The following is a 13,198-nucleotide window of genomic DNA, read 5'->3' on the forward strand; positions in this document are numbered from 1 at the left end:
TTCCCCGGCAGATCGAGGCGAACCGTGCCGTCGGCGCCTCCGCCAGGCACCCGCCTGGCCAGAAGGGCGGAGCCTGCTCGGAGAGCGACATTTTGGGGCGCCGGGTCTCCGGACGAAGCGCGGCGCGCGTCCAGAGCAAGCTCCTGCAAGGTGATCACCCGATTTCGATCGGATCGCGTTCCCCGATGGGATAGCGCTCAAACCCACTTCACGTTCATTCTCGCGAACCCAGGTTCATTTATTGGGATTTTTTTCCCAATTTTGTCTAGATTCGGGCGATCGAATCAAGCTCGGCCCTCGGGCCGGCAACGGACAAGGAACAGGAGTGGGACTCATGGGACGCTTTTTCCGACGAGCAATCACGGTCGTCGCCGTACTCACGATCGTCGCCCTGGTGGGCTGCGGCGGAGGGGGTGGCGGCGAGGACTCCGCAGGCACCGCCTCCGCGGTCACATCGACTTCCGAAGGCCCGATCGCGGGCTTCGGAAGCATCATCATGAACGGCGATCGCTGGGAGACGAGCGGCGCCGACGTGGACGTCGAAGGCATCCCCGGATCGCAATCCGATCTGGCCGTCGGCATGGTCGTCCGGATCGAGGGCTCGCGGTCGAACGGCCGCGCCCGCGCGCGACGCGTGATCTTCGCCCCTCGTCTGGTCGGGCCGATCCGATCGATCGAGGAGCTCTCCCCCGACGCGCGCGCGCTCGAGATCCTCGGTCGACGCGCGATCGTCTCACGCGCTTCGACTCACTTCCGGAATACGACCCTCGACGACCTCGAGGTCGACGACCTCGTCCTGGTGAGCGGCCTGGTCAACGAAGCGGACGAGCTCGAGGCAACCTTCCTGCGGGATCGCGGCGACGCGATCGTGGGCGAGAGCCGGGTGCGGACCTTCGGCACTGTCGAAGGCCTGTCCGGTGGCAGCTTCATGATCGGCACGAGCGAGATCCTCTTCGACGGCGACACCGAGCTCGAGGACCTCGGCGAGGATGGTCTCAGCGAAGGCGACGTCGTCCGCGTCCGCGGCGTCCTGCTCGCGAACGACGCCATCGACGCGTCCCACATCAAGGGCCGCGAAGACGATGACGACGACGACATGGACGAGGTCGAGATCCAGGGCATCGTCTCGAACTACGTCTCGATCGCAGACTTCAAGGTCGGCGGCCGGCAGGTCGACGCGAGTGGTGCGCGGCTCATGCCGAACGACCCGACCCTGCTCCGCGACGGCGTGCTCGTCGAAGCCGAGGGACGTTGCCGTGAAGACGGGGTCCTCGTCGCGACCAAGCTGAAGTTCCGGTCGCATCGCGTTCGCATCCACGCCGAGGTCGCCTTCGACGACGACATCGACCCGGTCGACCGTGAGCTCACGCTGCTCGGCATCCCGATCACCGTCGACGACGGCGCCCGGCTGCGCGATCGCCGCGATCGCATCGACGGCTTCGATCTCGAAGACGTCGGCGCCGGCGACTTCCTCGAGGTCCGCGGCATCGCGCGCCCCGACGGCAGCGTCATCGCGGCCCACGTCCACCGTGACAGGTCCGGCGACATCCGCCTCAAGGGGCCGGTGACGACCATCGACCGCGACGCCCACGAGATCGGAGTCCTCGGCATCGTCATCCCGACTTCGTCCCGCACGGAATTCGAGATGGAAGACGGCGCTCGGCTGAGTCGCGACGCGTTCTTCGACCGCGTCGAGGCCGGCTGGAAGGTCCACGTCCGCGACCGTGAGGACGGGGACGAGACGTCGATCGACGTGGCCGACTCGGTCGAGCTCGAAGCCCCGGAGCTCGAGGACGACGACGAGGACGAAGCGCCCGACCCCGACGACGAGGACGAGGACGACGACTCGTCGGACGACGACTGAGTCCGAAGGGACGGAGACGAGGTGGCCGCAGCGAACGACGAAAGCGTCGGTCGCTGCGGTAGCCTCCGGCTCGGTCGCGGGGACGGGAGGCGACCGCCGGGTCGCCGCACCCGACCCGCGACGAGTCGAGCGATCGCGCCCCCTTCGAGAAACGGAGACGCCGCGCCTTGAGCGAGTCCACGACATCAGCCCTCGAGCGAGCGGTGATCGCGATGCTGCGACCGGTCGTTCGACTCGTGCTGAAGCGGGGCCTCGCCTACGGACGATTCGCCGAGCTGGTGAAGCGCGCCTACGTCGACGCCGCGGTCGAGGACTTCACCGTCCCGGATCGCAAGCTCTCCATCTCCCGCGTCGCCGTCCTGACCGGCCTGACGCGGAAGGAAGCGAGCCGACTGATGCAGACCGAGACGGAGAGACCGACCGAGATCACGCGGCGCCAGGTGAATCGCGCCGCCCGCGTCGTCTCCGCCTGGGTGACGGAGACGCCCTACCAGGATGCCGGCGGGCAGCCCGCGACGCTGCCCTTCGAATCCGATGACGACGCGAGCTTCTCGGCGCTCGTCGCCGCCCACGGCGGAGACGTCGGGCCCCGCGCGGTCCTCGACGAGCTCTTGCGAGTCGGCGCCGCGGAACGCCGAGACGACGGTCGGATCCGGCTCCTCGAGCGAGCCTACGTCCCCGCGACCGACGAGGACGCCAAGCTCGACATTCTCGGGACCGACGTCGCCGATCTCGTCGCCACGATCGACCACAATCTCGAGCCCGAGCGCCGCGCGCCGCACTTTCAGCGGAAGGTCGCCTACGACCACCTCCCTGCCGACTACCTGCCCGCGCTTCGCGCGCTGCTCGCCGAGCGCGGCCAGTCCCTGCTCGAAGAGCTCAACGCCGACATGCGCCAGCACGACGCCGACATGACCGGAGAGCGTCCGCCCGCGGGTGAACGTCACCGAGCGATGGTCGGCATCTACTACTACGAGGAGCCCCTCGATGACGACTGAGACCTCGCCTCGTTTCAGCCTCGGAGACCGCCGCGGCGCGCGACGTGTTCGCAACCTCCTCGCAGCGCTCCTGCTACTGCCCGTGCTCTCGTGTACCGATGGCAGCGGCGGGTTCGCCGACAACGGCGGCATGAGCGGAACCGGGATCAGCGACGGCGAAATCACGGCCTTCGGGAGCATCTTCGTCGGCGCCGTGCGATGGACGCTTCTCAGCGCCGCCGTCGAGCTCGACGGACAGAGCGCGACGGAGGCCGATCTGCGCCTCGGCATGGTCGTCCGCGTCGAGGGCGACTTCGACCCGGGCAACACCTCCGGGCGCGCGCTCCGCGTTCGCTACGACCCCGAGCTCGAGGGACCGATCGAAGCCCCCCCGATCGAAATCATTCCGGGCGTCGAGAAGAGCGTCTCGATCCTGGGCCGAACAGTGATCGTCGACGCCACGCGAACGGTATTCGCCGACGGCGCGGATTTTGCGACCCTCGCGACCGACGACGTGCTCGAGGTGAGCGGCCTCGCGAACGACGCAGGCACGATCCGCGCGACGCGTGTCCGACTTCGCGGCGTCTACCCGACCGTCGACGAAATCGACCTGCGGGACGAAGTCACGAATCTCGTCAAGAATCCAGATGGCAGCGGGATCTTCGATCTCGGCCCGATCACGGTCAGATACGCGACCGCCACGCCCTTCGACGACCTTACGCGCCCGGCGCTCCAGAACGGCGTCCGCGTCGCGGTCGAAGGCACGCTTCGACCGAGCGGAGACGAGGTCGACGCCACGCTCGTGGAACGCGCCGAGCGCGGCTTCGGCACGGCGGACCTGGCCCGCGCCGAAATCGAAGGCTTGGTCGTGAACTGCCCGACAGCACCCGACTTCTGCGTCCGCGGAGTTCCGGTCGATGCCTCCTCCGCGGTCTTCGAGCCGTCGGGCTTCGTTCCGATGCCCGGTGACCGCGTGGAAGTCGAGGGATCCGTCGTAGCGGGCGTGTTGATCGCCGACGAGGTCGAGGACGAGTCCGATGATCTGGCGGGCGCCCGGCTCGAAGGCGCCGTCTCGCGCATCGACGTCGGCTCGAACACGCTCACGCTCCTCGGCGTCACGGTCCGCGTCGACGGCAGCACTCGTCTTCGAGACGATTCGGATGCGGAGGACGAGTCGTTCACGTTCGCGGAGATCGCGGTCGACGACTATCTCACGGTCCGCGGCCACGAAGACGGCGGGGACGTGCGTGCTCGCCTCATCCGACGCGACGATGCGACGCCGGGTGCGGACGACGTCCGCCTCCAGGGACCGGTGACCGCGCTGGACCGGGTGACGCCGACGATCTCGGTCCTCGGCCAGCCGATCCCGCTCGACGCGGGCACGCTCTACTTCGACGCGCCGGGAACACCCCGAAGCGAGGAAGAGTTCTTCCGGACTCCGGGCGACGTGATGCTCGGCGACGTCATCGCGGTGGAAGACGTCGACGCCGTCTCCCTCTCCACGCTCTTGGAAGCCGACGAGGTCGAGATCGAGGACTGACGAGGCCCGCGAGAAAAAACGCGGGCGACCAGCTCCTGGGAGCGCCTCGCGCTAGCCGATCCCGTTCACCAGGACCGCGAAGTGGTTCGACGTCGCGTCGAGTCGGACCTTCGCGAGCTTCTGGTACTCGCCCGAGTGATAGGCCTCCTTGGCCTCGTCCATCGAGTCGAAGGCGAGGACGACGGTCTGGTGACCCGGCGCGCCCTCGAGCTTCTGACTGTCCCCGTCGAAAGCCACGAGCTTCGCCTTCTCCCCGATCTGCAGGACCGGTCCCGCCGCGGCGGAGTACTCGCCGTATTGCTCGGCGTTCTCGACGTTGTAGTTCACGATCAGATAGGCGGGCATGGAAAATCCTCGGAGTTGGGAGAGAGGGGACCACCGCGAACGCGGGCCTCCGAGTCTAACTCGCCACGGAGCCCGCGCGACGGGCCGTCCTCCCCCCTTGCCCCTTCCCGGCAAGGCGAGCGCTACAGTAGGCGGCGCGCTCGTCCACGACCTCGTGATCCACCCCCGCGCCGGAACGACCCCCTCCGACTGCGCACCCCGTGACTGGATGCCCCGACTCTCCCAACGATCCACGCCCACGCTGGTCCTCGTCGCGGCCGCCCTGCTCGGCCTGCTCGCGATCTGGGGCTTCTATACGTCTGACGGCGCCGCCAAGGCCCGAGAGCGCGATGCACGCCTCGCCGCCGCCCAGGAGGGCGGACCGACAGAGCCCGCGCCCTCTCTCGAAGTCGAGACCGAGATCGCGCGGGCGATCCCGTCCGCCGAGATCGTCGAGCTCGTCGGACGCCTCGAACCCGTGCGTTCGACCTGGGTCTCCGCGGAGATCGCGGGACGGATCGTCTCGGTCCCGGCGACCGAGCACGCGCCGATCACGAAAGGCGCGGTCCTGGTCGAGCTGGACTCGGCGCTCCCGCGCGCGGAGCTGATCCGCGCGGAAGCGAGCCATCGCCTCGCGAAGGCCGAGCTCGAACGCCAGCAGCGACTCGGCAAGCGCTCCGTCGCGAGCGAGGCGGAGCTCGATTCCGCCATCGCGGAGGAGCGCCGAAGCTATGCGGCGCTGCTCGAGGCGCGGACCCGCCTCGCGCACACGCGGATCGCCGCGCCCTTCGACGGGCTCGTGAACGCGCTCGACCTCGATCCGGGGACCTATGTCCAACCGGGCTCGCGCATCGCGGAGGTCCTCGACCTCTCGGTCCTCGAAGTGACCGTCCTCGTCGGCGATCGACAGGTCGGCTCGCTCACACCGGGTGCGGACGCCCGGATCCGCGTCGACGTGCTCGGCGACGCGCCCTTCGAGGGTCGGATCGCCCGGGTCGCCGGTGCGCCCGTCGACGAGGGCAGCCGCTACCCCGTCGTCGTCGAGCTGGCGGTGCCCAACGGCGACGAAGCGCGCCATCCGCGCCCCGGGATGGTCGCCCAGGTCCAGTTCGAGGTCGGACGCGCAGCCGCGATCCGCCTGCCGGCGCGGGCCGTCCTCGACGAGTTCGAGCTCCAGTACGTCTACGTCCTCGATGCGCAAGACCGCGCGACCCGCGTCCGCGTCTCGACACGGCCGGTTCCCTTCCGTCCGGATCGCGTCGAGATCACCGACGGGATCGAGGACGGTACCCGGGTCGTCGTGACCGCCGTCGACCAGCTGCGAACCGGCATGCGCGTACTCGTCCGATGACGCTCCCCGAGTTCAGCGTCCGCCAGACGGTCTTCGTCAACGTCCTGTTCTTCGTCTGCATGATCGGCGGCTGGAACGCACTCCAGCTGACCGAGGTCGAGTACTTCCACGACGTGGTGCTCAACCAGGTCGTCGTCACGACCCAGTGGACCGGCGCCTCGGCGGACGAAGTGGAACGCCTCGTGACGGCGAAGCTCGAGGAAGAGCTGATCACGATCGGCGACGTCGAGGAGATGCGCTCGGCGTCCCAGTCGAACATCTCGATGATCAGCCTCGACATCGACGAGACCCTCGAGACCGTCGACTACGAATCCGCCGTCAACGACATCCGCGGCGCGATCGACCAGGCGGAAGACCTGCCCCTCGACGCGGAGGAACCCAGCCTCCGGGAGATCATCTCCGCCGAGGTCTCGGACGTCGTCTTCATCGTCGTGAGCGACACGGGCGACGTCGGCGAGCTCGCCCTCCGCGACATCGCGCAGGAAGTCGAGTCCCGGGTCCGCGAGATCCCCGGCGTCTCGAAGGTCGACATCCGCGGATTCCAGGAGCGGGAGGTCCGCGTCTTCGTCGACCGGGCCCGCGCCAACCTCCACGGGCTCACGATCGCCGACATCGCGGAGCGCGTCCGGCGCCAGAACCAGAACCTCCCAGCGGGCACGCTCCAGGACGAGTTCGGCGAGGCGACGGTCCGGGCGACGGGTGATTACCGATCCGTCGACGAGATCCTCGACACCGTCGTCCTCGAGGAGCCGGACGGGACCCTCGTCCGCGTCCGCGACGTCGGGCGCGTCGAGCGCGGCCTCGAGAAGGCGACCTTCGTCACGCGCTACCTCGGCCGCCCCGCGGTCGTCATCTCCGTCGCCAAGAAGGACAAGACCGACGTCCGCCACCTCGTCGGGCGCGTCGACGCCTTCCTCGAGGAGTTCGACCCGCTCGTGCCGGATGGGATCGAGGTCAACACGACCATCGACAGCTCCGACTTCGTGACGCCCCGGATCGCCGTGCTGCTCGAGAACCTGGCGGCGGGCATGTTCCTCGTCGCGGCGCTCCTCTGGTTCACGATCGGGTTCCGGAACGCGATGCTCACGATCATCGCGATCCCCTTCTCGCTCCTGACGGCGATGATCTTCTTCCCGATCCTGGACATCAGCGTCAACTCGAACACGCTGATCGGAATGCTCCTGGTCTCGGGCATGCTCGTCGACGACGCGATCATCGTCCTCGAGAACATCTACCGGAAGATCGAAGAGGGCATGGAGCTGAAGCAGGCGGTCCTCGTCGGCTCGAACGAAGTCCTCTGGCCCGTCGCGACGGCGGTCACGACGACGATCGCCGCCTTCGCCCCGCTCCTCCTCGTCGGCGGAACGGCCGGCAAGTTCGTCTCGGTCATGCCGAAGTGCGTGGTCGTCTGCCTGGTCGCCTCGCTCTTCGAGTGCCTCCTGATCCTGCCGGCCCACTATCTGGACTTCGGATCGCGCCAGAGCGCCCGGGCCAAGGCGGCCGCCGCCGGCCCCCGCACGCGCAGCGGCCTCGCCGGGACCTTGCTGGACTTCTTCGGGAAGGGTCGGATCGGCATGGAGAAGGGATTCGGCGCGCTCCGCGCCGGCTACCTCGTCCTCCTCGCGCCGGTGATCCGCCACCGCTTCTCGTTCACGGTCCTGTTCATCGCCTTCCTGATGGTGACCGCCGCCGCGAGCACCCGCGTTCGGTTCGATCTCTTTCCCGGCGAGTTCGCGACCTTCAACATCAGCCTCGAATCGCCGCCGGACTACAGCCTCGAGCAGACCTCCGAAGTCACGCAGGGAATCGAAGCAGCGCTGCTCGGTCTTCCCGAGGAGGACATCCTCGACTTCAACACGATCGTCGGTCTCGCCGTCGACCTGAACTACGACCGGATCATCGCCCCGAACCTGGCCATGACGACCGTCGCCATCCCGCAGACCGAGCGGAACCAGCTCCGACCGCAGGACGTGCTCGAACGCGTCCGCGAGACGATGCGCGCATTCGAGGCCGACCACCCGGAGGACGTCGTCACGCTCCGCGTCGAGTCTGAGCGATACGGACCGCCCGTCGGCCGCCCGGTCGAGGTCCGCATCCAGAGCGAGGACTTCGCGGTCAACAAGAAGATCGCCGAGGAGATCAAGGCCTATCTCGCGACGATTCTCGGAGTCGACGGGATCGACGACAACCTGAAGGAAGGGCCGCGCGAGATCCGTCTCGAGATCGACGACGAGCGAGCCGCGCAGTTCGGCCTGACCTTCGAAGACCTCGCGCGAGCGCTCCGCGGCGCGAACGACGGCGTCGTCAGCTCGAGCTTCCGTTCGCCGACCGCCGTCGAGGACGACGACATCCGCGTCCTCCTCGAGCCGGGCCAACGCGACCGGCTGCTCGACCTCCTCGAGATCGACGTCCGCGGAAGCGAGGGACAGCTCGTCCGCCTCTCCGACGTGGCGAGGCTCGAGGTCACCCGCGGCTACCTCGCCTACCGGCGCGTGGACGGCAAGCGCGCGGTCACGGTCTTCGCCGACGTGGACGACGATCTCGCGACGAGCATCTCGGTCAACCGGGATCTGGAGGCACGCTTCGCGGACATCCGCGAGCGCTTCCCGGCGGTCGATCTGATCTACGGCGGCGAGTACCAGGAGTCGAACGAGTCGATGCGCGAGACCCTCGCGGCCTTCCCGGTCGCGCTGCTCGCCATCTACATGCTCCTCGCGACCCTCTTCCGGAGCTACACGCAGCCCCTGATCGTGCTGACCTCCGTTCCGCTCGGCTTCGCCGGGATCATCTTCGGTGTGCTGATTCGCGACTACAGCATCAGCTTCAACCTGCTCTACGCCGCGGTCGGACTCTCCGGTGTCGTCGTGAACGACTCCCTCGTGCTCGTCGACTTCATCAACCGCGCACGACGCGACGGCATGCCGCTCCTCGAAGCGGTCGCCCAGGCGGGCGCGCAGCGGCTGCGGCCCGTGATCCTGACGACGATGACGACGGTCGTGGCGCTCCTGCCGATGGCCTTCGGCCTGCAGGGATCCTCCAAGAGCTACGGCCCCTTCGCGGCGGCGATCGCCTTCGGCCTCCTCTTCGCGATGGTCGGGACCCTCTTCGTGATCCCGCTCAGCTACGCGAGCTTCGCCTCCTTCGAGGAGCGCGCGAAGCGGGCCTTCGGACGAGCGCGGGATCTCGTCGTCAGCGCGCGCCCCGACCCGACCGGCCCGGGGTTCGGCTCCTGACGGGCCTCGATCTAGCGATCGTCGTCCTCTTCCTCGTCATCGCCCTCGGCTGGGGCGCCTGGCACGCCCGACGCGCTGGACGCTCGACGGAGGCCTTCTTCGCGGCCGACCGGACCCTCCCCTGGTGGCTCGCAGGGACGTCGATCGTCGCGACGACCTTCGCCGCCGACACCCCGCTCGCGATCGCGGGCCTCGTCGCGACCGGCGGAGTCGCGGGCAACTGGTTCTGGTGGGCGGACGTCCTCCCCGCGGTGATGGGGACCTTTCTCGTGAGCCACCTGTGGAAGCGAAGCGGCGTGCTGACCGACAACGAGCTGATCGAGCTCCGCTACGGCGGTCGCCCCGCCGCCGGCCTCCGTCTGTTCCGGGCGATCTACTTCGGCGTGCTCCGCAACGCGATCGTGATGGGCTGGGTCAACCTGGCGATGGTCAAGGTCCTCACCCTCGCGCTCGGCCTCGACGAGACCGAGAGCCTCTGGCTCCTCTTCGGGCTCTTCCTCGTCACCGTCGCCTACACCCTGCTCGCGGGGCTGATCGGCGTCGTCTTCACCGACTTCCTCCAGTTCGGCCTCGCCCTCGCCGGCTCGATCCTCCTGGCCGTGATGGCGGTGGGCGATCGCGGCGGGCTCGGCGCGCTCCTCGAAGCGCTCGGCGATCGGCGCGATCTGCTCGCAGTCGTCCCCGCTCCGGCCGACCGCGAGGCGTTCTGGGCGTTCCTCGCCTTCGTGGCGATCAAGAGCTGGTCGAGCGGCAATACCGAAGGCAACGGCTACATCGCCCAGCGCATCCTCGCGACCCGCAGCGAGCGCGACGCCCGGCTCGCCTCGCTCTGGTACGGCATCGCGCACTTCGCGATCCGTCCATGGCCCTGGATCGTCATCGGACTCGTCGCCGTCGTGCAGTACCCGGACCTGGCGGATCCCGAGGCGGGCTACGTGAAGGTCATGCTCGACACCCTGCCCGCCGGACTCCTCGGACTCCTCATGGCGGCGATGTTCGCGGCCTTCATGTCGACGATCGACACCCAGCTGAACTGGGGCGCCTCCTACCTGACCCACGATCTCTATGCGCGATTCCTCGACCCCGACGCCGACGAGGCCCGGCTCGTCCGGGTCGCCCGCGCGAGCGTCGTCCTCCTCGCCGCGATCGGGGCCCTCGCGACCCTCGGCATGGACTCCGTCGCCGACGCGTGGAAGCTGCTCGCGACGATCACCGCCGGAACCGGCCTGATCCTCCTGCTGCGCTGGCTCTGGTGGCGGATCAACGCCTGGAGCGAGATCGCCGTCATGAGCGCGAGCCTCGTTTTCGCGAACGTCGTCGACGCCTTCACCGAGATCGCCTTCCCCTTCTCCCTCGTCGTCGTCGTCGCGCTCACGCTTCCGGTGACCTTCGTCGTGACCTTCGCGACGCCACCGGAGGACGAAGCGGTGCTCGCGCGCTTCTACGAACGTGTCCGGCCGGCCGGCGCCTGGGACCCCGTCGCCCGGAAGCTCGGTCTGCCGGCGAAGCCGCTCGGCTGGGGCCCCTGGATCGACGTGGCCGCGGCGACCGCAGGGATCTATGCGGCGATCGTCGCGGCGGGCGCAGTCCTCGTCGGGGACGCGGCGCGGGCCGGTGTCGCCCTCCTCGCGACCGTGCTCCTGCTCGGATTCGCCGTTCGGCGGGCCGAGGCGACGCCGAACTGAGCGTCTCTCGCTCGGCCCCGCGCGGGCGGTTTCGATCCGGGCGCGTCGCCGACGGAGCCGCGCGATGCCGACCCTCGGCGACGTCGCGCGCGGCAACCGTGACGAGTCCCGGGGACCGCGGCGCGTTGGCGGACCGAAACGGCATCGCCGAGTACCTCCCCCGGTTCGACGACGAGGGCAACGCGATCGTCCCGATCGAGTAGGCCGCGCTAGAGCGAGAGCACGACCTCGGCGGCGCTCTCCATCGCGCCTTCCACGAAGCGCAGCTCCTTCGCGTCGCCGATCATCCGGCCGACCACACCGAGGGGACGGAGCGCCGCCGCGAGGGTCGAGCCGGCCCGTGCGCCGCTCGCGACGAGGACGAGGTCGGCGGGGCTGACGCGCGCGGTGCCGCCCTGCGCCGTCCAGCGAAGCCCATCGGCGTCGATCCCCTCGACCCGCGCGCCTCCGTGGAGCACGACCCCCTCCTCGCGTGCGTCGTGCACGAAGCGCCAGCGCCCGACGAGTCCCATCGCCGAGGCGAAGACCTCCGTCGCTTCGATCACCTCGACCGACGCCCCGCGCCTCCGGGCCACGCGTGCCAGGGCGAGTCCCGCGCGATCGCCGCCCACGACCACGAAGTGTCGACCGGTCTCCTCGCCCTCTTCCGCGAGCCAGTCCCCGAGGTCGTCGATGCCCACCACGCGCGGATCCACGCCGCCCCAGTCCGGCCGCGGCCACGTCGCCCCCGTCGCGAGGATCACCTCGTCGAAGCCGGCGTCGGCGATCTCGCTCGCTTCGACCCGCTCGCCGAGCCGCAGGTCGATCTCCCGGCGCGTCATCTCGCCCTCGAGCCACTCGAGCAGCGCCGCGTTCGACTCCGCGGTCTTCGCCGCGAGCGCGAAGCGACCGCCGAGGTGGTCGGCGGCCTCGACCAGACGGACCTCGTGGCCTCGCAGGGAAGCGAGGCGGGCCGCCTCCATTCCGGCGGGTCCACCGCCGACGACCAGCACGCGCTTCGCGACCGCCGCCGGCTCGAGTCGGCGGGTGGATTCGAATCCCGTCATCGCGTTCACCGCGCACCGCACGTGCGAGCGCACGAAGATCTGGCTGATGCAGCGGTAGTGGTACATGCACGGTCGGACCGTCTCCGGCGCCCCCGCCGCCAGCTTGTTCGGCAGCTCCGGATCCGCGAGCAGCTTGCGTCCCATCGCGACGAAGTCGGCCTGCCCATCGGCGAGGATGCGCTCCGCCTCGTCGGGCGCGATCTTGCCGACGGTGATGATCGGCATACCGACCCGCTTCTTGACGGCCGCGCCGAGCGAGACGAAGCGCCCCGGAAGATCGGTTGCGTGGGCCTCGGTGTATCCGATGGCCCGCGCCGGATCTGCGTAGAGACTGACGTGGGCGGCGTCGGCGCCCGCTGCCTCGGCGAGCTCGGCGACGCGACAGGCGTCTTCGAGGGTCTCGCCCTCGACGAAGACCTCGCCGCCGTTGATCCGGATCCACACGGGATAGTCGCGGCCGACCCGCGCCCGGATCGCTTCCAGGATCTCGACGAGGAAGCGCGCTCGGTTCTCGACCGGGCCGCCATACTCGTCCTCGCGAAAGTTCGTGGTCGGCGAGAGGAAGTTGTCGATCAAGTAGCCGTGACCGGCGTGGAGCTCGCAGGCGTCGACGCCGACCTCGCGCGCCCGCACGACCGCCTCAGCATAGGCGGACACCATCCCGGCGATGTCGTCCCGGGTCATCTCGCGGAATTCGACGCGGCCGCCCTGGACCTGCGCCGGCGTCCCCATGTTCGCGATCTCGTCGGGGGTGAGCATGCCCATCAACGGATCGGTCTCCGGCGTCTTGCGGAGGAGCGAAGGAACGAGGAGCGGGCGCCCCGCGACGATGTCCTCGACCGCGTTCTTCCCGTTGTGCACGAGCTGCAGGGCGAGCTTGGCGCCGTGGGCGTGGACGCGGTCGGCCATGCGGCGCCAGCCGTCGAGGAAGGTCGCGTCGCCGATCGCGCTCTGGCGCGGGGTGGAGAGGCCGTCCGGTGCGGTGACTCCGACCGACCCGACCAGCAGGAGCGCCGCACCTCCGCGTGCCCGCGCCTCGAAATAGTCGATCTGCTGATCGGTCACGTAGCCGCCGTCGGTCGCCTGGTTGTCCCCCATCGGGCACATCAGGATCCGGTTGCGGAGCTCGAGGGAGCCGATCCGACCGGGAGCCAGGAGATGCGGGTGGGCCATCGACG

General features: G+C 69.3%; 8 protein-coding genes. 6 read left to right on the forward strand and 2 right to left on the reverse strand.

Annotated features, from left to right (window positions below; translation table 11 throughout):
• The first annotated feature begins 334 nt into the window (after positions 1–334).
• The 3 genes from NXI30_00470 to NXI30_00480 all read left to right on the forward strand — a co-directional run bounded on the left by NXI30_00470 (position 335) and on the right by NXI30_00480 (position 4,381).
• Positions 335–1,864 carry a DUF5666 domain-containing protein gene (locus NXI30_00470; protein MCR9092664.1) on the forward strand — a complete coding sequence of 510 codons (1,530 nt, stop codon included), beginning with the start codon at positions 335–337 and terminating at the stop codon, positions 1,862–1,864.
• Between the two features lie 167 nt (positions 1,865–2,031).
• Entirely contained in the window at positions 2,032–2,862 is an 831-nt protein-coding gene (locus NXI30_00475) for a DUF6502 family protein (GenBank protein ID MCR9092665.1), read from the forward strand.
• Positions 2,852–4,381: a DUF5666 domain-containing protein gene (locus NXI30_00480; protein ID MCR9092666.1), complete on the forward strand. Its 1,530-nt coding sequence runs from the start codon at positions 2,852–2,854 to the stop codon at positions 4,379–4,381. The genes NXI30_00475 and NXI30_00480 overlap by 11 nt, the downstream gene beginning before the upstream one ends.
• A gap of 51 nt (positions 4,382–4,432) precedes the next feature.
• Here the strand turns inward: NXI30_00480 and NXI30_00485 are convergent, their stop codons facing one another.
• The gene (locus tag NXI30_00485) at positions 4,433–4,726 is read right to left on the reverse strand and encodes a DUF1330 domain-containing protein (GenBank protein ID MCR9092667.1); all 294 of its coding nucleotides are present in this window, start codon (positions 4,724–4,726) and stop codon (positions 4,433–4,435) included.
• A 208-nt stretch (positions 4,727–4,934) separates the two neighbouring features.
• On the opposite strand from NXI30_00485, the gene NXI30_00490 reads away from it, so the two are divergent.
• The 3 genes from NXI30_00490 to NXI30_00500 are packed head-to-tail and all read left to right on the forward strand — an operon-like array spanning position 4,935 to position 10,974.
• Complete coding sequence (locus NXI30_00490) at positions 4,935–6,056, forward strand: efflux RND transporter periplasmic adaptor subunit (GenBank protein ID MCR9092668.1); 1,122 nt, start codon at positions 4,935–4,937, stop codon at positions 6,054–6,056.
• A complete protein-coding gene (locus NXI30_00495; GenBank protein ID MCR9092669.1) occupies positions 6,053–9,289 on the forward strand; it encodes an efflux RND transporter permease subunit in 3,237 nt (1,078 codons plus the stop codon). The genes NXI30_00490 and NXI30_00495 overlap by 4 nt, the downstream gene beginning before the upstream one ends.
• Before the next feature lie 38 nt (positions 9,290–9,327).
• Complete coding sequence (locus NXI30_00500) at positions 9,328–10,974, forward strand: Na+:solute symporter (protein MCR9092670.1); 1,647 nt, start codon at positions 9,328–9,330, stop codon at positions 10,972–10,974.
• Positions 10,975–11,183: 209 nt separating this feature from the next.
• Here NXI30_00500 and NXI30_00505 read toward each other — a convergent pair whose 3' ends face one another.
• A complete protein-coding gene (locus tag NXI30_00505; GenBank protein ID MCR9092671.1) occupies positions 11,184–13,193 on the reverse strand; it encodes an NAD(P)/FAD-dependent oxidoreductase in 2,010 nt (669 codons plus the stop codon).
• Positions 13,194–13,198: the final 5 nt, after the last annotated feature.

The organism is bacterium (assembly GCA_024742285.1).
GTDB lineage: Bacteria > Myxococcota_A > UBA9160 > UBA9160 > UBA4427 > UBA4427.

Coding starts and splice junctions, on each gene's coding strand:
- NXI30_00470 (MCR9092664.1), top strand. CDS start 335: ATGGGACGCTTTTTCCGACGAGCAATCACGGTCGTCGCCGTACTCACG.
- NXI30_00480 (MCR9092666.1), top strand. CDS start 2,852: ATGACGACTGAGACCTCGCCTCGTTTCAGCCTCGGAGACCGCCGCGGC.
- NXI30_00485 (MCR9092667.1), bottom strand. CDS start 4,726: ATGCCCGCCTATCTGATCGTGAACTACAACGTCGAGAACGCCGAGCAA.
- NXI30_00490 (MCR9092668.1), top strand. CDS start 4,935: ATGCCCCGACTCTCCCAACGATCCACGCCCACGCTGGTCCTCGTCGCG.
- NXI30_00495 (MCR9092669.1), top strand. CDS start 6,053: ATGACGCTCCCCGAGTTCAGCGTCCGCCAGACGGTCTTCGTCAACGTC.
- NXI30_00505 (MCR9092671.1), bottom strand. CDS start 13,193: ATGGCCCACCCGCATCTCCTGGCTCCCGGTCGGATCGGCTCCCTCGAG.